Raw genomic sequence first — 24357 nt, forward strand, 5'->3', positions numbered from 1 at the left:
ATGGATAACCATGCGGCCCGCGTGGGCGACGAGATCATTCACTCCAGCATTTTCGCTGATATCACCAGTGTCGTGGCTGAAGGGGCGGCTTATGCCGTCATCGGGGCTGCGGTAGGAGCGGCGGCAACACTGGCTGCGCCTTTACTGGGTGCCGGCATGGCGGCGGCCGGGGTTGCCGCTATCGGTTCCAGCTGTCTGCTCAGCGGCATCATTGGCGGTGTGTTAGCCAATGCTGCGGGCCTGTCGGACGACATCTCTGAAGCGGCAGAAGGGCTGGGCGACATGATATTCCCGCCTTCACCCGCCGGAGTGATCGCCAGCGGTTCAGACAACGTACGCGTGAATGGTCTCATGGCCGCACGCGCGGCCGGGATGATGACGCCGGATGAGACACCGCCACCGGAACCGCAATCACCGCAGAGCTTCGCGGACTACGGCGGCATGCTGCTCTCTGCGGTGGGCCAGTTCGGCAGTGCTATGTGGCAGCCCACGGTCGCCTCTGCCGATGCGGGGAGTTCTCCGCTTGAGCAGGATAAAGTGGCCTGTGAAAAACACAGTGCGCCGCAGTATCTGGCTCAGGGTTCAAAAAGCGTTTTTATCAATGGCCAGCCTGCGGTGCGGGCAAAGGACAAAACGACCTGTGACGCCACGGTAAGTGATGCTGTTTCCCCCAATGTCATCATCGGAGGTGAGACCGTTACGGTCAGAGAGATCAAAAGTGGCAAGGTGCCGGGTCTCGCGGTGATGATGATTGGCCTTTCGCTCATACGCGGTCGCCCCAGCCAGATCCTGAAAAATATGCCCTGCGCGCTGGCCGGTGCGGCGGGCGGCATGATGGCGGATATGTCCATCAACGCCGCCTTCTCATCTCTATTCCCGGTTCATGCCGCAACCGGCGTCAAAGTCCTTAATGATGAGGCCGAACGCGATTTCTCTCTTCCCGGCCGTTTCCCGCTCAGTTTTCAGCGCAGCTACAACAGCCTGACTCAGCGCGCAGGCCTGTTCGGTCAGTGCTGGGCCACGGTGTTTGACAGCTATCTGACGCTGGAAGGCAACCGGGCAACCTGGTTTGACGACAACGGGCGCGAGCTGAGCTTTGACGTTCCCGGTGAAAAAGAGGTGCTCTACAGCATCAGCGAAGGGCTGATGGTGCGGCGCAGCGAGACTGGCGATATCGCCATTGCCGATGACGACGGTGCGGTATGGCGTCTTTACCGGCGCACGGCCGCCGATCCGCAGGTGCTGCGGCTGGCGTCACTCAGCGACGAGTACGGCAACGCGCTGGAGACGGGCTGGGATGAACAGGCCCGTCTGGTGCGTATCCATGACGCGCCGCTGGCGATTGACGTCACGCTGCACTACGACGACAGACAGCATCCGCGACGGCCGACGTCAGCCAGCCATTTTGATGGCGAGCAGCACTGGCCTCTGACGCGCTGGACCTACAGCCAACAGGGCCAGCTTGCCAGCGTGACCGATGCGGCAGGCGTTGTTACCCGCCGGTTCCGTTACAACGACGACGGACTGATGGTCTGGCATCAGCTGCCCGGCGGGCTGGAAAGTGAATACCGCTGGCAGAAGCTGGATCACTGGCGCGTGGTTGAGAACCGCACCAATAGCGGTGACGGCTGCCGCATGCATTACGATCTCGAGGCGGGCATCACGCGCGTGTCGACCTATGACGGTCAGCAGCGCGAACACCACTGGAACGCCGCGGGCCTCATTACCTGTTTCATCGATGAGCGGGGCGAGAAGTGGCGCTATGAGTGGGATGAAAACGAACTCCTGACGCGCCGCATCGATCCGCTGGGCAACGCGGTGAGTTTCACCTATGACGATCTGGGCAACCGCGTTGAAGAGAAAGATGCTGACGGCGGTGTGCAGGCGGTGCAATGGCTGTCACACCGTGCGCTGCCCACGGTAGTTGCCGGAGCGGATGGTTCCACGACGAAATACTATTACGACCCCCATCACGGTCTTGAGCGCGTCGTTGATGCGCTCGGGCAAAGCACGATCTATAAGCGGGATGAGTCCGGGCTGATTGTCGAGGAGATCGATGCAGCAGGTAACAGCTATCGCCGGGAGTTTAACGATGCCGGACAGGTTATCCGTGAAACCGACTGTTCAGGGCTGACCACGCGCTACCGTTATCATCCTCTGGGCTGGCTCAGCTCTGTCACCGCGCCGGATGGTGAAGAAACCCGTTATTACTATGACGCCGCAGGCCGTCCTCTTCAACTGGAGCGCGCAGAGGGCTGGGAAGAGCGACTGCACTGGAGTGAAAACGGCCTGCCGCTGGCCTATGAGTCGGCGGATGGCAAGCGCAGTGAATTCCGTTACGACAATGTCGGACGACTGATCGCCAACCGCAACGCACAGGGCGAGACGGTTCAGCGAAGCTGGGACAGCCGTGGCCGCCTCACGGCGTTAAAAAACGAGAACGGCGAGCAGTATCAGTTCGAATGGGGGGCAGATTCTCTGTTGCTGGCTCAGGTGGGGCTGGATGGTGTTGCCACGCGATACGACTATGACGCGGCGGGCCGCACGCTATCGCGTACCTTTGCCGCCGGCCATCCTCAGGCCATCACCCATCATTATCACTGGAGTCGTGCGGGGCAACTGCTGGCGCGAACCACGCCGGAGGGTCAGACGCGCTATCACTACAGCGGTGGCGGCCAGCTCGGTAAAGTGTCGCAGCATCTGCCGCTGTCTGACAGCGAGTGGAGTCAGCAGGCCGAGCAGGAGATTACCTTTAAATATGATGCGCTGGGCCGCATCGTTGCTGAACAGGGGGAGCAGGGCGAACTGGCGTGGGCGTATGACGCGCTGGGTAACTGCACGGCCTTGACCCTGCCGGATGGTCGCAACCTGAAGCAGCTTTATTACGGTAGCGGCCACTTGCTGAGCATCGCACTGGACAACCTGCCGGTCACCGAGTTTACCCGTGACACCCTGCACCGGGAACTGAGCCGCACGCAGGGCGGCCTGACTATGCGTAGCGAGTATGACCGCTCAGGCAGACTGCGCCGCCGTGACGTGTTCAGGGGTGAAGCACAGCGACCTGCGCCGCGCATCTGGTCCCGCCGGCGCGACTTCGATTACGGTAACAACCTGATCCGCGAAGAGCGTGACGATAATCCGTTCAGCCAGACGTTATGGCACTACGATAACGCCGGCCGGCTGTTGTCCCAGGACGGTGCGCAGCCGGGTAATGAGCAGTGGCGCTGGGATGGCGCAGGCAACCCGCTGGATCGCCATAGTGCCGCTCATGTCATGCACAACCGTGTCACCGGACTGAACGGTATCCGCTGGCAGTATGACATTCATGGCCGCACCACTGAGAAAGATGACGGCCAGACCCGCTGGCGATATCGCTACGATGGTGAGCATCGCCTCACGGAGGTGATCAGCGAGCCGCGGGACCGTAACAAGCCGCGCACGAAGGTGAGCTTCCGTTACGATCCGCTGGGACGCCGTATCAGTAAAACCAGCCAGCAGCTGTTACAGGGCAGGCCATCTGGCAACGCCGTCACGACGCGCTTTGTCTGGGAAGGCTACCGGCTGCTGCAGGAGATCCACGACGGCACTCCGCTGACCTACGTTTACAGCGACAGCCAGAGCTATGAACCGCTGGCCCGTATTGATGGCGTGGAAAGCCCGGAAATTTACTGGTTCCATAATGCGGCCAACGGGATGCCGGAACTGCTGACTGACGCGGAAGGGCAAAAAGCCTGGGAAGGGATCAACAGCCCGTGGGGCAAACTGCTGCGTGAGTCCAGCCAGCGGCTGCCTGCCGTGCAGCAGAACCTGCGTATGCAGGGCCAGTACCTGGATCGTGAAACCGGACTGCACTACAATCTGTTTCGTTATTATGATCCGGACAGCGGACGGTTTACTCAGCAGGACCCGATAGGGCTGGCGGGCGGGATCAACCTTTACCAGTATGCGCCGAATGCACTGGGTTGGGTGGATCCGTGGGGGTTGAGTAGGTGTAAACCTGATTTTTATGTGGGCCCAGATGGACCAAGTGCGACCATGCCTTCTACTGCTTATCGTCATATGAAATATATGGAACTTGATGGTTCGATCAATAAGTTTGTACCCTCGACCTTAGAAAATAAGGCTGCGCCTGTTACATATTTCGGATTTGATAAATATTCTTCTGGCAGTGCTGCCAGGGATGGATTTCAGATTGCCCCAGCCTGGAGTGATGCGCGGATGCGCGGAACTTTTGATACTTTGCAATTGTATAAAAATGGTAAACCTACAGCTTTCGTTCCTAAATGGGATGGTAATACTCATCCTACAAAACTAGAACCGTTTGCCTCGGCGTATCCTGAGTACGGAAGCGGTGGTGCCGTACAGTTGCATGCAAATGGACAGATTGTTAATTTCGACTCAATTAAAATATTACCGGATTAACCAAATGTATATCCTCGAAAAAAAAGATGCTGAGAAAATGTTGTTTGAGCTATTAAAAAGAACCTTGAAAAAACAGTCAGACATTGATCATTTAATTGATTTGGCTAGGAAAGATGAGCACTCGATTCCTATGAAAGGTATAAGGCATAAATACGATAGCATGGAGAAATATATGCTAACCGAAAAAGATTGGGATGATCTTGATACATTAATGCATTTTTATGGTCCATGATTTCAACATATTAGATTATCTTCAAAATCATAATGAACCGGAAGCTATCTCCAGGATCCTTCCGGCTATATTTTTAGTCGCTGACTAGACCAGCAACGCTAGTACCTGCTGGCTGGTCTGCTCCATCTCCTGCTGCTGTGTAAGCGTTGTCTGCTCATGACGAAGCCGGTCCTCTTCGCCGCTATCGAGGATCAACATCAGATAGCCGTCCAGTACCTTCAGTCTGAAGCCCGTTCCCATTTCAAACTACGCCTCAGCCAGCTACTTCCCTGCGATGTTGACCTGCGGTATACACAACCGTGCCACCAAACTGAAAGGTGACCGCTGGCAGTTCAATATTCATGGCCGTACCACTGAGAAAGATGATGGCCAGACCCGATGGCGATATCAATACGATGGTGAGCATTGCCTGACGGAGGTCATTAGTGAGCCGCGGGACCGTAACAAGCCGCGCACAAAGGTTAGTTTCCGTTACGATCCGCTGGGACGTCGCATCAGTAAAACCAGCCAGCGGCTGTTACAGGGCAGGCCGTCGGGGAACGCCGTCACGAAGCGCTTCGTGTGGGAAGGTAACCGGCTGCTGCAGGAGATCCACGACGGCACTCCGCTGACCTAGGTTTATAGTGACAGCCAGAGCTGTGAACCGCTGGCGCGTATTGATGGCGTGGAAAGCCCGGAGATTTACTGGTTCCATAATGCAGCTAACGGGATGCCGGAGCTGCTGACTGACGCGGAAGGGCAAAAAGCCTGGGAAGGCATCAACAGCCCGTGGGACAAACTGCTGCGCGAGTCCAGCCAGCGGCTGCCTGTCGTTCAGCAGAATCTGCGTATGCAGGGTCAGTACCTGAACCGGGACTGATTTTCTTCAGCAAATCTGAACATCGCTTTAGCGATGGCCCCAGGGGGTGAGGCACCGCAGGGGCCGAATCAACCGGACTGCACTACAATCTGTTTCGTTATTATGATCCGGACAGCGGACGGTTTACCCAGCAGGACCCGATAGGGCTGGCGGGCGGGATCAACCTTTAGCAGTATGCGCCGAATGCGCTGGGGTGGGTGGATCCGTGGGGGTTGAGTAGGTGTTCGCTTGCGAAAAAAGGTCAAAGAATCCCCGACCATCATAAAGCGAATTTCACAGATGGTGTAATCACTCATAGACAGGTTAGTGGCGATGAAATCTTTTATAAATATCATGGTAAAACCAATAGATTAGGAAGGGATTTCAATTACGTCACTAAAAAGAAATATACTTCAGAGGCAGAATTAAGGAAAGATCTGGTCATCCTAAATGAATGGGGCGTTAAGATTGATCGGGTTACAACCTTCAAACCTCAAAAAGGAACATGGGTCACTGAGGGTACTGCTGCTCCGCAAATAAGTACCAATAAATTGGAGTTTCTGGAAGGCGGAGGCTATCAAGGACTGATAAGTATCAAGGAATTAGCAAAATCCACGATAATTAGAACAGACAGAGTGAGTTTCTAATAATATGAATATACAAAAAGCTATTGAAATGTTAATTGAACTTATCGCCTTAGTAGAAAGGAAAAACAAGTCACAAGGAAAGGAATTGTACAAGTCAGCATTGGATGCTTTAAAAAATGAAAATTGTTCAAATATTGATTTAGAGCTTTTGTATAGGAATTTTTGTGGGTATCTGGCTCATGGTGAGTTTGATGAAGAAGAATATCAAAAGGTGTTGCAACTGATCAGTTTTTTAAAGAAATAAAATCTTATTTACTCATCGCTGTCACTACCCTGATGAGGGCGACAGGGCCTAAGTAAAGTGTCGCAGCATCTGCCGCTGTCTGACAATGAGTGGAGCCAGCAGGCCGAGCAGGAGATTACCTTTAAATATGATGCGCTGGGTAACTGCACGGCCTTAACCCTGCCGGATGGTCGCAACCTGAAGGAGCTTTATTACGGTAGCGGCCACTTGCTGAGCATCGCACTGGACAACCTGCCGGTCACCGAGTTTACCCGTGACACCCTGCACCGGGAACTGAGCCGGACGCAGGGCGGGCTGACCCTGCGCAGTGAATATGACCGGTTAGGCAGACTGCGCCGCCGTCACGTGTTGAGGGGTGACGCGCAGCGACCTGCGCCGCGCGTCTGGTCCCGCCGACGCGACTTACCTGCTGGCTGGTCTGCTTCATTTCTATCTCCTGCTGCTGTGCAGCAGAACCTGAACATGCAAGGCCTGTACCTGGACCGGGACTGATTGGCTTTCGCAAATTTGAACATCGCTTCGGCGATGGCCCCTAAGGGATCAGGCACCGCAGGTACCTCATCAAGCGGACTGCACTACAATCTGTTTCGTTACTATGACCCGGACAGTGGACGGTTCACCCAGCAGGATCCGATAGGTTTGATGGGCGGGTTTAACCTTTACGCATACGCGCCGAATGAATTCAGCTGGATTGATCCGCACGGGTTGAGGAAATGTATGGGCCGCGGTCAATCAGATCCACATAAAGGTGTAAAGGATGCGTCGGCTTATTTAGAAAATTCGCCACACTGAGAAAATTCAGAAAGAAAACGTTAGATCGATTCGAAATAGATTCAATCAAAGTTCATAAAGCGACTAACTCAGAACATGGGTTAAGATATTATGATGGTGTCAATGCTAAGGTGAGAGGTTAATATTTTTTTGAGACATTACCCGCTACCCGAAAAGGTTTGGCAGTGAAAAGTAATGGAATCAGATGACTAGTGTGTCTCAGTTTAAAGTTAAGCCTGCTCTGTCATTCTTGAAGGAAAGGCATCATGTCATGGAGTGGGTTTATCAGGTGGGCAGATACAAAAAAACATAGCGGATCTTAATAAATTATTAGATTTATGAAAATGACAAAAGTAAACAGGGCAGTTGCAAAGATACAAAAAGCTATAGATGAGATTGATGAGGCTGTTGTCACTAACGATATAAAAGTATTATCTGCACTTTCCGCCTCTCAACTTTCCAAATTTAAGGAAAGTTTATCCATTGTATTAACGATAATTAAATCGGATAATATTCCGCTTAAGAAAGAAAGGGTTATAGGTATTTCAAGGGTAATAGTTGATCAATGGCCTTTTGATCTTGAGTTGGGGAATATAATTATCGAAGCTGAACAAGCTTATAAAGAAATATAGTTAGAAAGCCGGAAGTGCTCTGAATGATTCTTTCGGCCTTTTAGTATAGTTGCTCGTCTTTAGGGTAAGGCAGCCCGCCTTCGCCCGGACGGTAACAGCCTGGACGGTCTTAAACTGCTGCGCGAGTCTAGCCAGCGCGTTCCAGGTTATAGATCAAAACCTATTGATGTAGGGTCAGTACCTGCACCATGACTACTTTGCCTAAGCAAATTTGAACATCGCTTCAGCGATGGCCGTGGTGTGGTGAGGCACCGCAGGTGCCGAATCAACAGGACTACACGACAATCTATTCCGCTATTATGACCCGGAATGGTTGATAATAAAGATGAAGCTCATCTTTAACCATTTAATGAAGCTTATCCACAATGTGGAAAAGGTGTGGTTCAGCAGCGTGTTGCTGGCAGGGCATTGGTAATTTTTGATGAGATTAAAATTTTCCGGAAAGGATATAATGAACCTTGATTCTTATAACGAAGTTTTAGACTACCTTAATAAGTATTTCACCTTCAGAGTTAAGGATGAGGGGGTTTTTACGTGAGTTGAGATAATTGATAGAGGGGGCCAGAAGGCAAAAAACTGTAACTATCAGACCTATGCAGTTGCTTTTTTTAGAATATATAAAGGAGTATAATGACTATGAAGTAATAACCATTAAAGAAGAGAAAAAATGTGGCAGGAGCTTTTGAGTTGCTGGCAATGATTTATTATAAATCTATCATTTAAGTGCACTTGATTCCGCGACATTTTTAAACTTAAAAATCTTTTCACGGGTTGGTTAAATTTGTCAGTCAGGGAAGAAAGGGGAGAGTTGACGCCGCTATAATGGCCCGGTAATGACTGAGGGGGAAAGGCACCGATAATGCAGAATTAGCAGTACTGCACTATACTCTGTTTCATTACTGCAGTCCGTATAACAGACGTCATGGGCTGAAGCTCATCACCTTTTACAATAGTGCGTAAGTGGAACTGTCGGTTACGCTGAAGAGTATTGGATCGCTTCGGTTCTTATTGCGTTCGCGCTGGAGATGACCAGAACGCTATCTATGCCCGGCGGCGATGAAAAAGAATGCATGACTTAAACTGATACCTGGAAATTAATTAACAAATGAAAATATTGACTTTAGACGAGAAGAATGGAGATTTGTTCATTGATGGGAGTAAGATAGATCTTTCTTCATGCGAAGCTTTTACTAAGTTAGTTTTTTTGGAGTCTATCGATGGTCTGACGTCATTTGGAAAATATCGTTTTTTTTTAAACGAGGTTAGCTGGCACAATGAACCATTCACTGTAGAATTCAACCCGGCTGTTTTTTCTTTTAAAGGACTTGTTTGTCTTACAAGCAAAACAGGTGATTTCTACAAAAGTTTTAGTAATTGGGATAAAAGAGCTAATGTAAAGGCTTTAAAGGAAGAACAGAATAGAATGCTTGCATGGATGCTCAATAAATACCCCAGTAACTATGAGGGAGAGTTAAAAGAGCCACCATATGGTAATTTCTGGAGTTTTGAATGGGGAGAGATAACTGTACAGTCAAATGAAAGATCATTTGATTGTGGGATATATATTGTCAGAGGCTGATTTGGAAACCCCAATAAAATATTGACTCCCATCATATAATGAGAAGATGATAGCGTTATTTTTTTAAGGTAGAATGCTTTTCGCTAGTACAACCAGTCTGGCTTTGGGCAAATTTTCGCCCTGAAATGTTCTGGAATACATGGTTATTTAATAGTAAGAAAACTTTTTATTTAATTAAATGTCTGTTATTGAAAAGGCTGACGATAACAGCCAGTCATAAAAAGGACATTACTCTTGGAAAAAATAACGCTCCTGTCTGAAGTAGAAAAAACAATAAACAACATTAAAATGATCATGAATGCTGATCACAAAGGGGACTTGCAAATTTTAATTGGTGAACTTGAACGCCTAAAAGCAAATATTATTGGTAATAAAATAAAAAATAATCCATTAAGAGGGTTTTCACGTCGATATGCAGAAATGTATAACGATTATCTTAATCCAATTACAGATGTTTTGGACAGAATTGAAAGAGCGGTTGATAGCTATCTGGAGCATGATCGATAAGTAATCTAATGCCATCATCCGTTCAGGGATTTATTAAGAATATATCTCTGTAATAGAGGTAAGAAAATTTTTTTAATCAACTCGAATTTAACCTGATAGATTTTCTGGGATCTTTGTCTTCTCTCAGCCCAAAATTCATGCTTTGAGTTATATTGGGCTTTAATCATTGCTATTGAGTACTGTTTATCGCCAGATGTTTGATTTTGTAAGGCAGTACAACAGGTTTAAGAGAGTGACTTACTTCTGGGCAATGCTGTTTTTCTCAACCTTTAAAGGCATTAAAATGAGTGAAATTATTTTTACAGGTTTTGGTGTGGATATAAGTATCGAAGAAAATGAGTATTATATTCTATATGATGCAGGCACAATTGCTATGATTGAAAAAAAGTCTAAAATTACATCAGAAGAAGCTTCTAAAGCACAGAAAAGTGAAAAAGATGCTTATGAGGTGATTATTGCAACACAGTACAGAGAAGGAAATGATCAACCCCTTTTTTTTTAAATGATTAGTGTCAGCGTAGTGCGATGAAATAGTTAATATGTGGTTTTCTGCAGCACGCGATGTGCTTACCAGTATAAATTTTAGACTTGAATCATCTTTTTACGACGAAGGGTTTTGAGGTTTAAGCCAGGGCCGTAATGTACAAAAGCAGTGACAATAAGGAGTTATACAAAACCTGCGTTACGAAGCTGAAATTTTAACAGATGAGTTTTGTGTCTGGATTAATAAGCCTCTTCCTTGACTTAAATAGATTTACTTCTCTTTCTGCAGCAGGTCACTGGATTATAGAATATAAAACAAACATTGCATGAACATTGTTAAGCCAGTCGCAGTTGGCTTTATGAGGGGAAAATGAGAGTAGTTAATTACCAGAAAAAAATTACATTAATTCATGATGGAGCTGAAGATGATTTCCTGAAGAATGATGTCAGAATCGCTTGCCCGAGTTGCCATGGTATAGTCTATTTTGGATTGTACAACTCAGTTGATTTTAACAGATATGATCATAAAAAAGTTCTGGCACGCAGTATCAGAGGCCTACGTTCTGAAAGCGGTGCTGAAAATGAATATAGATATGATAATAGTCGATTGAGACTCTCGGAAAACAAATGTTCAAATGGAATGCACAAGGTTTTAGCTGTCTTTACCTATAAGGAATTACAGCCTGCCCGATACCAATCTTATCTTGTAGGAGTGTTTGATAGTAAAAATAGTAATTGATTTATCTGTAATCACCTATTGTGCGATACCAGCTGTCACTTTCGGTGCGATGTGCTTTCGGTTTTAATATAAAAGAATATTCTTCGTAACAATGTATTCTTCTGTCATAAATAAACCCGCTCCTGAATTGTGAATTGAGTGATATACGCTAGCGATATCGCTAGAATAATCAGCATCATCTGACAATAGGCTCGGTAAACCGCGTGACCGCAATAGACTGCGTATGAGGATGAGTTCCCTCTGCCTTCTCTGGGTCATCGCATTAGTGTGGGAATGAAAATTGACAGGCGTGGGATGGAGCATGTAAAAGGGTATTGAAATGGATACAGATAGTAATGTGAAGTTATTATCTTTAATCAAGGGCGGAAATGATTAGGTTTTTTCTTACAAGTCTGGCTCGTTATGGTGGATTAGTGTTTTTAATCCTGGTTTCAGGATGTTATGCAATGAATAGATACTCGCCAGAGCAATTTTTCCATGGCACCCAATTGAGTCTGGCTCGGGCTATTGTCAGCAAAAACGTTGCTGACGTGGCAAAAAAAGCGTCTGACACAACATTGAATGAACCCGGCGAGCACGACATGACATTGCTCTATTTTGCTTTGCAGCAAGCTGAGGATAGAAAGAACAAAGAATTAGAGATTATAAGTCAACTCATCAAAGCGGGCGCCGATCCTCTTCAGGATGTTCCGGATATGGGCAGTGTCGCTGAAATCGTAGCAGCTTCCCCTCATCCGGCGTTTATGAACGCGCTAATCGACGGTGGTATGAACGTCAATGAAAAAGTTCAGGGACAGCCTTTACTGCATGATGCCGCATCAGACGATACTCTAAACACGTTAGCGCTGATGGTAAATCGCGGGGCCGATGTCAATGCTTCCGACTCTCTGGGAAAATCTACCGTCATGGCAGCACTGGACGGAATGCAGTTAGACACTGTCGAATGGTTGTTAAAACACGGGGCGAATCCGAACGCCGTTGAAACTAACACCGGATGGTCATTTATGCGTCAGCTCGACGATGTGATGAAACGTAATAAGGGTGATAAAGGTACTACGCAGAATAAGCTAAGAGAAATACTCAAGCTTGCTAAGCAAAAAGGCGGATACACCGATTTCTGATGAGGTTAATTTGGGCATGGGCTCAAGGCATTATGGCCGTTAAGCGGGGTCGCGCTGGGATCGATAATACCATCTGATTTTGTAAGGAAGTATTCGTTGTTTGAAAGTACAAGGAAATAGCAATTGAAAATAATAGTTTTCATGTTTACTGCTGTTGTTCTTTCAGGCATGGCTTTTATTTGCTTTGCAACAAAAGGCCAGGCGCCAGAGTCGTATTTCTCAGGGCAGCAGCTTCTACTGGCTAAGGCAATAGCACAACACCGTGTTTCAGACGTTAACAAACTTGCCCTTGGTGTTGAACTTAATAAACCAGGTGCGCAGGATATGACTTTATTATTTTTTGCTGTGCAAAGTGCCACAAAAAAAATTCCTGATGAGCTGAGAATAATTTGTGAATTGGTTAAGGTCGGCGCCGATCCCTTACAAAATGTTCCTGATTTAGGATCTGTTGCTGAGGTGCTGGCTACGTCACCCTATCCGGTCTATATGCAAGCGCTGCTGGATGGTGGTATGAGTCCTGACGCAGAAGTTATGGAGCGTCCGGTTTTTTTTCGCGCTGCTTCAGATAATACGATAGCAACCCTGGCTCTGATGGTGAAAAGAGGGGCAAGCATTAATTCAAGTGATAGCCTGGGCAGGTCGGTTCTGATGCATGCTTTGGATGGTATGCAGTTAGACACCGTCGAGTGGTTGCTAAATAACGGAGCCAACCCGAATGCCGTTGAAACTAATACCGGATGGTCATTTATGCGCCAGCTTGACGATGCTTTAGAAGATATTAAAAGTGATGAAGGTAGTACGAGGAACAGGTTAACGGCAATACTCAGGCTTGCTAAGCAAAAAGGGGCACGGACTCAGTTCTGATAGAGTTGATTCAGTTGTGACAGTTTCCAGCATGCATAAGAATTCATCTTAATGTAGAGAGCATTTCAGGATGTAGGGGCAATTGACACAATGACAACCCTGTATTTACATTTCTGACTGATATAAAAATATATATGTGCAGATTAGACTATCAAGGCAGGGCGGTAGCGTAGGCAATCCTGCCTCGAAACACCCGCCGACGAGTCAGCCAGGGCCTGATATGTAGCAGCCATTTCTTATCCGACAGGGTCTGCCGTTAATCATCTATCAGTCATACATAGAAGTCCCAGCCCTCGTGGCTGGTTTAAAAGAGTTTTGAGTTGTATTTTAGTAAGCCATCGAAACTATTGTTTGAGTGTATCATTCTTAAGATAAGAAAAAAAACGGAGGCGGAGGTTGAGTGGGGAAAATTAGTGCCTGGTATCAAAACTAAACATCCTGATATGTGAATGTTTAACCTCATAACTGAAACAACATAGAAATCCTGTCAGTTTGTTTATTTATAAAATGAGATGATAATAATTTTCATTAGTTAACTGAAAAAAAGAGGCTAAGCTAACTCGATGTTTATGCCGTATTTATATACTCTCAGGTAAGCGGTAGTATAAATATGGAATAAGGGAGCATGGCTGGCTTTTAAATTATTTCAGGTGCTATTTTGTGGTGGAGCGACTAAGTGAATATCAGCGACTTTATTAGAAGAAGTGAGTTTTTAGATAAAATTTTCCCCGATGGTCTGGATAGGGATGTTCATATAGGCCAGATAAATCTTGATATGGAAGGCCGGATTTCACTAAACCTCCATACCCGACAGAAACCCGCTGTAGAGGTGAATAAATGGGGGCGGTGGGGAACTGATTATAACATCATCGTTGTTGAGCTTAATGGTACAGGTTGCTCAGATATCGCCATCAGGAACTGGAAGTTGGCATCGTTTGGTGAGATCCATTTTATCATTCAAGAGGGTCAAAAGGTTTTGCATCAGAAAGGGGGGGACTGGGAGATTTATTTTGATTTTGATGACTTTATATTTCAGCGGTGCAGTGTTTATATTGAATAATTCAACAGGTATTAATGATGGTCAAGTGGAAAGGCACTGTGATGATACTTCCTTTTTTTCTGATAGACTGGCATGAACGAGCGGGAATCAAGAATGCAGGATGAGTTAAGGTTATTTTATTAGAGAGTAAAATTCCGCTTTGGCCGCTGACAGTGTATCTTACAAATGGGTATTAAGTGAAAAATAACATTGAGTTAAAACTGTTAGTTGAACAATCCATCATTGAATGGCGTTATAAAGGGGATACCTTCTCATTGACGTTATCTGAAGTCGATCAGGTTTTAGTTGATCAAGGCAGAGAGTTAATATTTATTCTGGATCAGAAGAAAGATTTTCCAGAAAGACTCACTATTATAACTGCGACAGGAAAAATCGTATCCTCTTTTTTACCGCCTGATGACGGAAGATTCTACTATATGACGACAGATTCAAAAAAAGAAGTCTTAATAGTCTGCGTTTTCACTGTAAAAATTGACGGCTGGAGCGACTGGCATTTCTCTTTTCATCCGCAAAGAAAGCAACTGGAGCGGTTATCACCTGTTTACTAATACGCAGAAAGATGATATTAATCATCATGGTATCAGCAAATTATGTCGGATGTCCTCGCCAGTTGCACTGATAACCAGGAGCACTATGAACCCGGTCGGATGAGGGGCTGTTTTATCAGGACCATGACCTTTAAGGTGGATTGTGTATTCTCATAACAAGGCTCAGAAATTACTCATTGAGTTTTTAAAATTAAAAAATATCCTGATTAATGACAAAGAGTGTAACTGGATTAGAGGCATTTTATCAATAATTGAAATCCTAAGGATGTCTGTCAACTCTCAGGGGGTCGAATCAGCCAGGTATTGTAAGCATGCCTGTGATACATGGAAATCAATGTATCAGGGAAATGGCTCTTTCTCTGATTACCATCTCTGGCATGATGATTACAATGAGAGGTTGAAACGTAATATTTCACTCGACGCAGTAAAAAACAATATTGCTAAAATTATCGATAAAGTGTGAGTGGGAATTTTATTGGATGGAGCTGAATACGGCAAATAAAATTTCCAGCGATTATCTGATACCCTTCTGGACAGGTACGGAATATTGATTGTTTTATTTGGTTCGGGCGAGATTGTCCCTGAATATCTCGAAGCTGAAGTTAGCGTGGGTGAAGCAAAAAAATCATAAAGAGACAACAGGATGCCTGTGAAGTTATCATCTCATTAGGTGAAAGGATAAAAAACGCCTCGAAAAAAGTAAAATGCAAATCGGATTTTCATCGTCTTCTTTTCCTTTTTGCGTGGGTAAGATCTGTAGAAGAATTCGCAGTGCTTATATTTAATAAGCTAATCAGGTCATGAAAATACTTAAAGTGTAGAGTTGAGGTGGCGGCGATGGAAAAAATGGGTTTCAGTGCCTATGGTATGTTCATCACTGAACGTAATGGGAAATATTACATAAATTTTGATGAAGGCGGGTTTGTCAATAAAGATGTCAGCTATGAAATAAGCGAGCAGGATGCTATGAAAGCTTGCCAGAGTGGGCAGGATGCTTATGAAGTCATGTTAATGGCACAGTCGAGGGAAAGAAAGCGTAACCAGTGATAGCATATCCTCCATAAGCATAAAACAGGTCAAGGTATGGAAATCTCAGCTAAAGCTGTCTATCGTCTTAAGAATATTTCATGGTTTATTAATGCAGGCAAAGTTAGTTATTTTAATAACGTAAAACAGATAACGGCTGAATCAGATTTCATCATAAATGTCACAAGTGTTGGTTGGGAAAATATCACGCTTGAGGCGGGTAATGCTATAACCGGCTATCTGGCAAAAAAACAGAGCAGTAAATATCAGCACTGGAATCGTCTGGTCAGAGAAGCAAAAGCGATTATGCATAGTGAAATCATACCCACCATAACGAATCCCACTCAATTCGATGATGATTTTCTAATCAATATTGTTAAGTGGGATTTAATCAGTTTTCTTGCAGAAGATGCCTGCAAGGAATTATTACCCAACCCGCTATTTTTTGAGCGACTGATGTTAATTTATGAGAAGGGTCATATCCCCTGTGGATGGGCAGGGCAATGGCCATCCGGCAAGCTTGTTGTGTATTGATGGGGGCTCATTTTGCTTGATGCAAAGATAGTGAGTGTCAGTAGGCCATATAGAAATGAAAATCCGGGTTGCACACATACAGGATGGTGAGTCCCTACCTGACAGGTTACCCTCATCGGTAGGGGGATCGTGAAGAGTCACTCATTCCTTCAAGAAACACAAAGGTTATTATGATGAGGAGTGCAAAAATCGGCAGGATGAAAATGACACATCACACAAACAAATTTCTGTTGATGCTAGCTTTGTTTCTGTTTAACGGTTTTACAGAAGCGAAGATACCAAATCAAGACATATGGCGCTTCATCACTCAGTCGAGTGCTTCACTTAAAAGTCTGTCTGTGGCACATCCTGAACAGTTTCCGCTGGCATTAACATTAGAAACCCAAAATGCATTTATCAACGTTTATCATGCCAGTTCGCTCAAACTGAAAGGAGATGCAAAAATCACTGATATTGAGTTGCGTATCAGTAATATATCAGGCGGAATTGCCTCTTTTCTGAGCTTTTCACCCGCTGGTAAATGTATAACGCCTGATGATGTCAGAAAACAGTATCCGGCTATTAAGTTGAGTGACTATCCTCGCGGTCAGTCTGAAAATGAAGTGACCAGCTACACTTCACCCCCCGATCCGGAAGGTCAGGTAATCACTTTTTCTTTTGCTGTCAGTAATCCGGATTGTCTGAGTAAAGTGATCATCACAGCTAAAGAGTGAATCAGGTGGCGTTGAGCATCTTACGATTAAGCAGGATATCCTCAGATCAGTACGGCCCGTGTCTGGTAGTTAAACCTGGTGCGAAAATGCGCAATTTAATAAATACCGATATTCAAAGATGATGACCCGTTTTATGGTTTTGAACTCTATCTCAATGATACGCATACAGAGGTTCTGGGATTCATGAACCTCGGACTGAGAACAAAAACTGACAATGAGCTTGAATGGGAAAAAGAGAGGTCAGGCATTAAGCATCCCTGAGTTTTCTTTCATGTTCAGGTTTTTTGGTTCGCTAGCCCGGGTGAAATATAACCAGACGCCTCTCATGATGCGACTGTTATCACTGCATCAGGTATAGATTTTACAGCATGGAGAAACAGCCACTTACAGAAGATGACTGGAATGAAATGGATGCGTTGATGCACTATTTTTGTCCTGACAATTTGCCAGCTAATAGAGAAACGACGAAGAAGTCGTCTGGCGATTTTTACCTCTCACCTGACTGAAAAGGACTTTCTATGATTGATCTCAGATTGCCGGATTTTGACCTTAATATTTACGCCCGTAAATATGCCCATTTACTTCCTGAAATTTCGCCTCAACTCAGAAACAGGATGGCTTACGAACATCAGCCAATGCCCAATGAAAAGCCAGCGAAACCTGAGTGGATGCAGACAGTTAACCAAAGATTAACGGACGCTGAGGCTTTAGATAAAGCCAAAGGTTTACTCATGGGACTCGCTGTTGGTGATGCAGTGGGAACCACGCTGGAATTCCAGACTCGCGACAATTCTCACATCAACGATATGGTTGGCGGTGGCCCATTCAGGCTGAAGGCGGGTGAATGGACCGATGATACGTCAATGGCGCTCTGTCTGGCAGAAACGTACATTGAACAGAAAAGCTGCGACACTGCTTTTTTCAGGGATAAATTAATCCAGTGGTATCAATCTGGCCACAATAGTTCGAATGGCGTTTGTTTCGATATTGGTAATGCAACCCGTTATGCGCTTGAACAGGTTATCAGGCATGGGTCAGACTGGGCAGGCAACACCTCTCCTGAAAGCGCAGGGAATGCTGCCCTGATTCGTCATGCCCCTGTCGCTATTTTCAGACGGAAATCTTTCATTGATGGCTGGAGAGATGCCGCTATTCAGAGCAGGGCTACACACTCTGCTCCGGAATCAATCAATAGCTGCCAGTATCTGAATGCCATCCTGCATTATCTTTTAATGGGTTATGGTAAAAATGAAGCCTTCGCGCCTCATAAAATGTCTTTAATGGTAAGACTTCTAATCATCAATGCCGGTGAATATAAAGAAAAGCATCGTGACCAAATTCGCTCCTCCGGTTACGTTATCGACACCCTGGAAGCAGCATTATGGGCCGTCTGGCATACAGACAATTTCAAAGATGCCATTTTACTGGCGGCAAATCTTGCTGATGATGCTGATAGCGTAGCGGCGACGGCAGGCCAGTTAGCGGGCGCATTGTATGGACTGTCAGGTATACCTCAGGAATGGGTTGAGAAGATAGTACAAAAAGACAGAATCCTCTCGATGGCAGAAACGCTATTTAATCTCGCGCCGGAAGAAACAGAGTGATTCCGCTCCCTCTGTGTCAGGTAAGTGATTTTTTGTAACACTGACTCAGCCTGACAGGGGCGCTGGCATCCGCCATTCATGCACTCGCCAGTGCCCCGGGTGAGAAAGTTCTTTCTCCTTCCAATCGCCATCCAAAACGCCTACCCAAACATCTTCTTTTCCTATGACCCGCTCCCGGTTTGAGTCTATCTGACGCTCACTTCCGCCGGAAAAATCCCCGTATCATCGCAATTACCTCTGACTATAACCTGCCGTTATACCCTCCTGCTAAACAAGCATTCGTCACCCTTCAGAACGCATGAAATAGTGGTTTCAGAACCTGATCTTTTGGCTGAAACGAGAGACAACATGCTAATTCCACAACCCTATTTACTCTTTCTTGGCGATGTGACCGATCCCCTTGCGGCAAAAACGGCGCGCGGTATTCATATCTGGCGGCCGGAGCAGTGCGTTGGCGAAATCAAACTGCCGGGCTGTACGGTCAGTCTGGGCCTGGATGAACTGGATATTCCCGGTGCCAGAGCGCGTGGCGCAAAAACCCTGGTGCTGGGTACCGCCAACGCAGGGGGCTATCTGCCAGCGCACTGGCTGGAAACCATTAAAAGTGCCATCAAAGCAGGCATGAATGTGGCCAGTGGTCTGCATCACCGACTGGTAGACGAACCGGAACTGGTCGCGCTTGCGCAGGCGTCGGGTGTTGAGCTTTTTGACCTGCGCCATATGCGTCCAACGCTGAGTGTTGGCAGCGGCAAGAAGCGTTCAGGTAAGCGCATCCTGACCGTCGGTACGGACTGCTCAGTGGGCAAGATGTACACCTCCCTGGCGCTGGAGGCAGCGATGCGTGCGCGCGGCATGAAAGCTGATTTTCGCGCTACGGGCCAGACCGGCATTCTGGTCGCGGGTGAGGGCATTGCTGTGGATGCGGTAATCGCGGATTTTATTGCTGGCGCGGCAGAAGCGCTGTCACCCGCGAATGACGCGGACCACTGGGACATCGTCGAAGGGCAGGGCTCACTGTTCCATCCCTCTTATGCAGGCGTGAGTATGGGGCTGATGCACGGTGCGCAACCGCACTGGCTGGTCATGTGTCATGAAATGGGACGCCCGCATATGCGTCATTTGCCCCACCAGCCGATGGTCAGCCTGAAGGAGTGCGTTGAAGCCAATCTGCGCGCCGCGCAGGTGACCAGTGAGTCGGTACAGCTCGCAGGCTTTGCGATTAACACCTCAAATTACAGCGAAGAAGAGGCGCTCGCGTATTGCGCTGAAATCACCGCTGAGTTTGGCCTGCCGGCAACCGATCCTGTGCGTTTTGGTATCGACGGGATCGCCGCGCTGCTTCAGGAGCGTGGCTGAAATGAGAACGATGCAGATCGATGTGGTGGCATTGCCGCTGGCGCGCCCCTTTGCCATCTCTCGTGGAACCCGGACCGCCGTGACGGTCATCCGGGTCACCCTAGAGCAAAACGGGTTCATCGGGCAGGGCGAATGCACTCCGACGGCCCGCTACGGTGAGACGCCGGAAAGCGTGCAGGCGATGCTTGAAGCCGTGCGTGCTGACGTGGAGGCGGGCCTGAGCCATGACGATCTGCAACAGCGCTTACCCGCAGGCGCCGCACGCAACGTGCTGGACTGTGCGCTATGGCGACTCGACGCCGCACGGACGCATCAGACGCTGTGGCAAAAGAGCCGGTGTTCGCAGCCACCGTCGGTGGTAACGGCCGAAACCCTCAGCCTCGACACGCAGGAAAATATGGCGCTCGCGGCGGCAGAGGCCGTCTCACGCGGGGCCATCCTGCTCAAGATTAAGCTCGACCGTGATGCGGTTCTGGAAAAGGTGGCCGCGATCCGTGCGGCGGCACCACGCGCCACGCTCATTATCGATGCCAATGAAGCCTGGTCGGGGCTGGACCTGGAGAGCCTGCTGGTGGCACTGAAGGCCTTCAGCATCGCGATGGTGGAGCAACCGCTTCCCGCCGGACAGGATCATGACCTGCAACGCTTCAGGCACCCCATCCCGGTCTGTGCCGATGAGAGTTGTCATACACGGGCCGATATTGCGGAACTGCGCGATCGTTACGAGATGGTCAACATCAAACTCGACAAGTGCGGGGGCCTGACCGAAGCGCTGGCGATGGTGGAGGCGGCCCGGGCGCAGAATATGCGCATTATGGTTGGCTGCATGCTGGGTTCGTCACTGGCGATGGAGGCCGCTTTGCCCGTCGCGGTCAATGCGGAGTTCATCGACCTGGATGGCCCCATCTGGCTGGCCGCCGACAGTTCTCCTTTTTTGAGCTACTCCCAGGGCCGCATCTGGCTATAACTTTGCGAGGCGACGATGACGGACACACGACTTACCTCTTCTGCAGCGCGCACAGCCTCTGCCTCTCCCGTGCTGGCGATTCAGGATCTCAGCGTCTCGTTTCGGGGACGCAGCGGTGAGAATCAGGCTCTCAGGGGGATCAGTTTTGCCATCAATCCGGGTGAGATTGTCGCCGTGGTGGGTGAAAGCGGCTCCGGTAAATCTGTTACGTCGCTGGCGGTGATGGGCTTACTGGCAAACGGCGGCCGTATCGATCGCGGCAGCATGCAGTTTCGCGATCGCAGCGGAAACGTGCATGCACTGGAAACGCTGGATGAGAATCAGCGTCGCGCGTTGCGGGGCCGTGAAATGGCGATGATCTTTCAGGAGCCCATGACCTCGCTGAATCCGGTGCTGCGCATTGACGATCAGCTTACCGAAGCGTTACGCGATCACCAGCAGTGCAGCAGAAAAGAGGCGCAGGCGCGCGTGCGTGAACTGCTGCGACAGGTGCGTATCGCCGATGTGGATCGCGTCATGAAAAGCTATCCGCACTCGCTGTCCGGTGGGATGCGGCAGCGTGTCATGATTGCGCAGGCGCTGGCCTGTGACCCGCAGCTCCTGATCGCCGACGAGCCGACCACCGCGCTGGATGTCACCGTGCAGGCGCGTATTCTGCATATCCTGCGGGAACTGCAACGCGAGAAACAGATGGCGGTGCTGTTTATCACTCATGATATGGGCGTGGTGGCAGAGATCGCCGATCGGGTGGTGGTTATGCTGCGCGGCGAAGTCATCGAGCAGGGCACTGTCTCTGAGATTTTTGCCGCTCCGCAGCACGCTTATACCAAAGCATTACTGGCGGCCGTGCCCAGACTCGGTGATATGCGGGAGCACAACTGGCCGCAACGTTTTCCTCTGCCGGGTGCCCGCGATGCGGTGCAACGCGAACAGCAGACCGCGCGTTACGACGTGGCGCCGCTGCTCGATGTGCGCGGGTTGAAAGTCTATTACCCGATCCGCAGCGGCATCTTATCGAGCCTGACGCACCATGTGCATGCAGTGGAGCAGATTGATTTCACGCTGTGGCCCGGTGAAACCCTGGCCATCGTGGGTGAAAGCGGCTGCGGCAAATCGACCACCGGACGCGCACTGATGCGGCTCATCAGCAGTGAGGCCGAAAGCATTCACTTTGAGGGAAGAGAGATCTCCGACCTGAAAGAGGCGGCATTCCAGCCGCTCCGCCGTGAAATTCAGATGGTCTTTCAGGATCCCTACGCCTCACTGAATCCCCGCCTGACCGTGGGCTTTACCATCGCCGAGCCGTTGCTCCTGCACGGCATCGTGAAATCGCTGGAGGAGGCTTCGCCGCAGATCGATGCGTTACTGAAGAGCGTCGGCCTGCTGCCGGAGCATGCGCGTCGCTATCCGCACGAATTTTCGGGCGGGCAGCGCCAGCGGATTGCCATCGCCCGCGCCATGGCACTGAAGCCGAAAGTCATTATCGCCGACGAGGCGGTTTCAGCCCTCGACGTCTCAATTCAGGCGCAGGTGGTCAATCTGATGATGGACCTCCAGCAGCAGACCGGCGTGGCGTGGATCTTCATCTCTCACGATATGGCGGTGGTAGAGCGCATTGCGAATCGCGTGGCGGTGATGTACCTCGGCCAGATTGTGGAGCTTGGACCGCGCCAGTCGGTATTTAATCACCCGCATCACCCCTATACCCAGCGTCTGCTGGCCTCCGTGCCGGTAGCCGATCCTGAGAACCGTCAGCCCCGCCTTGTCGATGACAGCGAAATCCCTTCGCCGTTACGTAAGGTGGGCCAAACGGTCACTAAGCCCCGTTATCGACAGGTTGCGCCTCTGCACTGGGTCGCTGACGGCATTACATTGCGATAATCCTCAACGACCAGGAGATTTCATGAAACCCATTTTTCGCCGTACCTCACTCGCCTTCGCCCTGACGACGATGCTGGTCTCTGCTGCGCAGGCGCAGGATCTGCGTATCTCCATGTATGCCGATATCACGGGGCTGGACCCGCACGACACTTCGGATAACATCAGCTACTCCGTACAGAGCGGTATCTTTGAACGCCTGTTCCAGTTTGATCCGCAGATGAAGCTGCAACCCTGGCTGGCGACCGGTTATACCGCCAATGAGAGCGCGACCGAATTTACCCTGACGCTGCGCAAGGGCGTCACCTTCCAGGATGGCACCCCTTTTGACGCGGAAGCCGTCAAAGCCAACCTCGATCGTCTGGCTGACCAGAAAAAAGGGCTGAAGCGCAACAGCCTCTACAAAATGATCGACAGGGTGACGGTGCTGGCACCTGACCAGGTCAGAATCAACCTGAATCAGTCGTTCGGGGCTTTTATTAACACGCTGGCGCACCCCTCGGCGGTGATGTGGAGCCCGGCGATCCTGAAGCAATACCCGGACGAAGCCCAGCTCCGGCTGCATCCGGTGGGAACCGGTCCGTTTAAATTTGTCGACTGGAAACCGGGCAAAGCCGTGACGATGGCGAAGTATGCGGGTTACTGGCAGGCGGGGTGGCCGAAAGTCGACCAGGTGATCTTCTCGCCAAGCCCGGAAGATGCGACACGCGTTGCGGCTTTAAAATCGGGGCAGGTGGATGCCATCTGGCCACTGCCGTCCGACCTCATTGCGGCGGTGCAGCAGGACAGCCATCTGACGGTGCAGCGCGACCCGAGCATCTATCTCTATTACATGGCGATGAACACGCAGCACAAGCCGCTGGCGGATGTTCGCGTGCGTCAGGCCATCAACTATGCGATTGACCGTAATCTGTGGCTGAAAGTGGCCTTTGCCGGTCTGGGCAAACCGGCCACCTCGGCTATGCCGGAAGGGGTGCAGTTCTATCAGAAACAAACCGACCCCGATTACCACTATGCACCCGATAAGGCCAAAGCCCTGCTGAAAGCGGCAGGCTATCCGCAGGGGCTGGATCTTAAGCTCTGGGTCACCAATGCCACGGCCGCCGTGCGAGCCGGTCAGGTGCTGAAAGCACAGCTGGCTGCGGTGGGTATTCGTGCCACGGTTACCCCGATGGATTCGGGAACGCGCAATGCGAAATTGTGGGGCGTGAAGGATCCGAAAATGGCGGAGTTTGACCTCTATTATGGCGGCTGGTCGACCTCTACCGGCGATGCGGACTGGGCGCTGCGCCCGCTGTTTGCCACCGAGTCCTGGGTGCCGACCTCCTATAATGTCTCTTACTTCAGCAACCCGGAAGTGGACAAAGCGATCGCCGCCGGGCTGGTGACGGCCGATGCGGCGAAGCGTGGCATCGCCTATGCGCAGGCCCAGACGGCGCTATGGAAAGCGGCACCGGTAGCCTTTCTTGGCACGCCAGACAACCTGGTGGGCAAGCGCAGCAACCTGAGCGGCGTTTCAATGCTGCCTGATGGCAATCTCATATTCACTCAGGCGTCCTTTAAATAAGACGATTTCTTCCTCCACGCCCCTG

At 49.3% G+C, this 24357-nt stretch carries 22 protein-coding genes and 2 pseudogenes; 23 read left to right on the forward strand and 1 reads right to left on the reverse strand.

The window, feature by feature from the left end; all coding sequences use genetic code 11:
- Complete coding sequence (locus AC6I7A_RS07650) at window positions 1–4422, forward strand: RHS repeat-associated core domain-containing protein (RefSeq protein ID WP_058958481.1); 4422 nt, start codon at window positions 1–3, stop codon at window positions 4420–4422.
- A gap of 4 nt (window positions 4423–4426) precedes the next feature.
- Window positions 4427–4654, forward strand: a complete 228-nt coding sequence (locus AC6I7A_RS07655; protein ID WP_325973581.1) for a hypothetical protein — start codon at window positions 4427–4429, stop codon at window positions 4652–4654.
- 84 nt (window positions 4655–4738) lie between these two features.
- Here the strand turns inward: AC6I7A_RS07655 and AC6I7A_RS07660 are convergent, their stop codons facing one another.
- Entirely contained in the window at window positions 4739–4894 is a 156-nt protein-coding gene (locus tag AC6I7A_RS07660) for a hypothetical protein (RefSeq protein WP_195910834.1), read from the reverse strand.
- A 52-nt stretch (window positions 4895–4946) separates the two neighbouring features.
- Here AC6I7A_RS07660 and AC6I7A_RS07665 point away from each other — a divergent pair.
- From AC6I7A_RS07665 to AC6I7A_RS07765, 21 genes and pseudogenes are all read left to right on the forward strand, one after another.
- Window positions 4947–5680 (forward strand): annotated as a pseudogene (locus AC6I7A_RS07665) (RHS repeat domain-containing protein); the annotation flags it as partial.
- A 30-nt stretch (window positions 5681–5710) separates the two neighbouring features.
- The gene (locus AC6I7A_RS07670) at window positions 5711–6139 is read left to right on the forward strand and encodes a hypothetical protein (protein ID WP_230200893.1); all 429 of its coding nucleotides are present in this window, start codon (window positions 5711–5713) and stop codon (window positions 6137–6139) included.
- 4 nt (window positions 6140–6143) lie between these two features.
- Entirely contained in the window at window positions 6144–6383 is a 240-nt protein-coding gene (locus AC6I7A_RS07675) for a hypothetical protein (protein WP_058958477.1), read from the forward strand.
- Between the two features lie 48 nt (window positions 6384–6431).
- Window positions 6432–7100 (forward strand): annotated as a pseudogene (locus tag AC6I7A_RS07680) (RHS repeat-associated core domain-containing protein); the annotation flags it as partial.
- Between the two features lie 392 nt (window positions 7101–7492).
- Entirely contained in the window at window positions 7493–7786 is a 294-nt protein-coding gene (locus tag AC6I7A_RS07685) for a hypothetical protein (protein ID WP_058958475.1), read from the forward strand.
- 1105 nt (window positions 7787–8891) lie between these two features.
- On the forward strand, window positions 8892–9365 hold the full coding sequence (locus tag AC6I7A_RS07690; protein WP_140028395.1) for a hypothetical protein: 474 nt from the start codon (window positions 8892–8894) through the stop codon (window positions 9363–9365).
- 234 nt (window positions 9366–9599) lie between these two features.
- Window positions 9600–9872 carry a hypothetical protein gene (locus tag AC6I7A_RS07695; protein WP_325973584.1) on the forward strand — a complete coding sequence of 91 codons (273 nt, stop codon included), beginning with the start codon at window positions 9600–9602 and terminating at the stop codon, window positions 9870–9872.
- A 283-nt stretch (window positions 9873–10155) separates the two neighbouring features.
- The gene (locus AC6I7A_RS07700) at window positions 10156–10374 is read left to right on the forward strand and encodes a hypothetical protein (protein ID WP_058958514.1); all 219 of its coding nucleotides are present in this window, start codon (window positions 10156–10158) and stop codon (window positions 10372–10374) included.
- Between the two features lie 351 nt (window positions 10375–10725).
- Window positions 10726–11094, forward strand: coding sequence for a hypothetical protein (locus AC6I7A_RS07705; protein ID WP_072215535.1), 369 nt, complete (start codon window positions 10726–10728; stop codon window positions 11092–11094).
- 446 nt (window positions 11095–11540) lie between these two features.
- Window positions 11541–12215, forward strand: coding sequence for an ankyrin repeat domain-containing protein (locus tag AC6I7A_RS07710; protein WP_064484530.1), 675 nt, complete (start codon window positions 11541–11543; stop codon window positions 12213–12215).
- Window positions 12216–12338: 123 nt separating this feature from the next.
- Complete coding sequence (locus tag AC6I7A_RS07715) at window positions 12339–13079, forward strand: ankyrin repeat domain-containing protein (RefSeq protein WP_318250660.1); 741 nt, start codon at window positions 12339–12341, stop codon at window positions 13077–13079.
- A 676-nt stretch (window positions 13080–13755) separates the two neighbouring features.
- Window positions 13756–14139 (forward strand): hypothetical protein, encoded by a 384-nt coding sequence (locus AC6I7A_RS07720; RefSeq protein ID WP_058958511.1) that lies wholly within the window; start codon window positions 13756–13758, stop codon window positions 14137–14139.
- Between the two features lie 176 nt (window positions 14140–14315).
- Window positions 14316–14687: a hypothetical protein gene (locus AC6I7A_RS07725; RefSeq protein ID WP_058958510.1), complete on the forward strand. Its 372-nt coding sequence runs from the start codon at window positions 14316–14318 to the stop codon at window positions 14685–14687.
- Window positions 14688–15524: 837 nt separating this feature from the next.
- Window positions 15525–15734 carry a hypothetical protein gene (locus tag AC6I7A_RS07730; protein ID WP_058958508.1) on the forward strand — a complete coding sequence of 70 codons (210 nt, stop codon included), beginning with the start codon at window positions 15525–15527 and terminating at the stop codon, window positions 15732–15734.
- A 36-nt stretch (window positions 15735–15770) separates the two neighbouring features.
- On the forward strand, window positions 15771–16247 hold the full coding sequence (locus AC6I7A_RS07735) for a hypothetical protein (RefSeq protein ID WP_058958507.1): 477 nt from the start codon (window positions 15771–15773) through the stop codon (window positions 16245–16247).
- Between the two features lie 203 nt (window positions 16248–16450).
- Complete coding sequence (locus AC6I7A_RS07740) at window positions 16451–16960, forward strand: PI-PLC domain-containing protein (RefSeq protein WP_230200896.1); 510 nt, start codon at window positions 16451–16453, stop codon at window positions 16958–16960.
- Window positions 16961–17478: 518 nt separating this feature from the next.
- Window positions 17479–18564, forward strand: a complete 1086-nt coding sequence (gene tri1 / locus AC6I7A_RS07745) for an ADP-ribosylarginine hydrolase Tri1 (RefSeq protein ID WP_498004695.1) — start codon at window positions 17479–17481, stop codon at window positions 18562–18564.
- Window positions 18565–18912: 348 nt separating this feature from the next.
- Window positions 18913–19920, forward strand: coding sequence for an N-acetyltransferase DgcN (gene dgcN, locus AC6I7A_RS07750; RefSeq protein ID WP_058956642.1), 1008 nt, complete (start codon window positions 18913–18915; stop codon window positions 19918–19920).
- A 1-nt stretch (window position 19921) separates the two neighbouring features.
- Window positions 19922–20887: an N-acetyl-D-Glu racemase DgcA gene (dgcA, locus tag AC6I7A_RS07755; RefSeq protein ID WP_058956641.1), complete on the forward strand. Its 966-nt coding sequence runs from the start codon at window positions 19922–19924 to the stop codon at window positions 20885–20887.
- A 15-nt stretch (window positions 20888–20902) separates the two neighbouring features.
- On the forward strand, window positions 20903–22768 hold the full coding sequence (locus AC6I7A_RS07760; RefSeq protein WP_058956640.1) for an ABC transporter ATP-binding protein: 1866 nt from the start codon (window positions 20903–20905) through the stop codon (window positions 22766–22768).
- Between the two features lie 22 nt (window positions 22769–22790).
- A complete protein-coding gene (locus tag AC6I7A_RS07765) occupies window positions 22791–24332 on the forward strand; it encodes a glutathione ABC transporter substrate-binding protein (protein WP_058956639.1) in 1542 nt (513 codons plus the stop codon).
- Window positions 24333–24357 lie beyond the last annotated feature (25 nt).

The organism is Type-F symbiont of Plautia stali, from assembly GCF_059731105.1.

What these genes read in the sequence shown, in the direction of transcription:
- AC6I7A_RS07685 (WP_058958475.1), top strand. Translation starts at nt 7,493, where the DNA reads ATGAAAATGACAAAAGTAAACAGGGCAGTTGCAAAGATACAAAAAGCT.
- tri1 (WP_498004695.1), top strand. Translation starts at nt 17,479, where the DNA reads ATGATTGATCTCAGATTGCCGGATTTTGACCTTAATATTTACGCCCGT.
- AC6I7A_RS07660 (WP_195910834.1), bottom strand. Translation starts at nt 4,894, where the DNA reads ATGGGAACGGGCTTCAGACTGAAGGTACTGGACGGCTATCTGATGTTG.
- dgcA (WP_058956641.1), top strand. Translation starts at nt 19,922, where the DNA reads ATGAGAACGATGCAGATCGATGTGGTGGCATTGCCGCTGGCGCGCCCC.
- AC6I7A_RS07735 (WP_058958507.1), top strand. Translation starts at nt 15,771, where the DNA reads ATGGAAATCTCAGCTAAAGCTGTCTATCGTCTTAAGAATATTTCATGG.
- AC6I7A_RS07655 (WP_325973581.1), top strand. Translation starts at nt 4,427, where the DNA reads ATGTATATCCTCGAAAAAAAAGATGCTGAGAAAATGTTGTTTGAGCTA.
- AC6I7A_RS07730 (WP_058958508.1), top strand. Translation starts at nt 15,525, where the DNA reads ATGGAAAAAATGGGTTTCAGTGCCTATGGTATGTTCATCACTGAACGT.
- AC6I7A_RS07705 (WP_072215535.1), top strand. Translation starts at nt 10,726, where the DNA reads ATGAGAGTAGTTAATTACCAGAAAAAAATTACATTAATTCATGATGGA.
- dgcN (WP_058956642.1), top strand. Translation starts at nt 18,913, where the DNA reads ATGCTAATTCCACAACCCTATTTACTCTTTCTTGGCGATGTGACCGAT.
- AC6I7A_RS07650 (WP_058958481.1), top strand. Translation starts at nt 1, where the DNA reads ATGGATAACCATGCGGCCCGCGTGGGCGACGAGATCATTCACTCCAGC.
- AC6I7A_RS07710 (WP_064484530.1), top strand. Translation starts at nt 11,541, where the DNA reads ATGAATAGATACTCGCCAGAGCAATTTTTCCATGGCACCCAATTGAGT.
- AC6I7A_RS07760 (WP_058956640.1), top strand. Translation starts at nt 20,903, where the DNA reads ATGACGGACACACGACTTACCTCTTCTGCAGCGCGCACAGCCTCTGCC.
- AC6I7A_RS07765 (WP_058956639.1), top strand. Translation starts at nt 22,791, where the DNA reads ATGAAACCCATTTTTCGCCGTACCTCACTCGCCTTCGCCCTGACGACG.
- AC6I7A_RS07690 (WP_140028395.1), top strand. Translation starts at nt 8,892, where the DNA reads ATGAAAATATTGACTTTAGACGAGAAGAATGGAGATTTGTTCATTGAT.
- AC6I7A_RS07700 (WP_058958514.1), top strand. Translation starts at nt 10,156, where the DNA reads ATGAGTGAAATTATTTTTACAGGTTTTGGTGTGGATATAAGTATCGAA.
- AC6I7A_RS07740 (WP_230200896.1), top strand. Translation starts at nt 16,451, where the DNA reads ATGACACATCACACAAACAAATTTCTGTTGATGCTAGCTTTGTTTCTG.
- AC6I7A_RS07675 (WP_058958477.1), top strand. Translation starts at nt 6,144, where the DNA reads ATGAATATACAAAAAGCTATTGAAATGTTAATTGAACTTATCGCCTTA.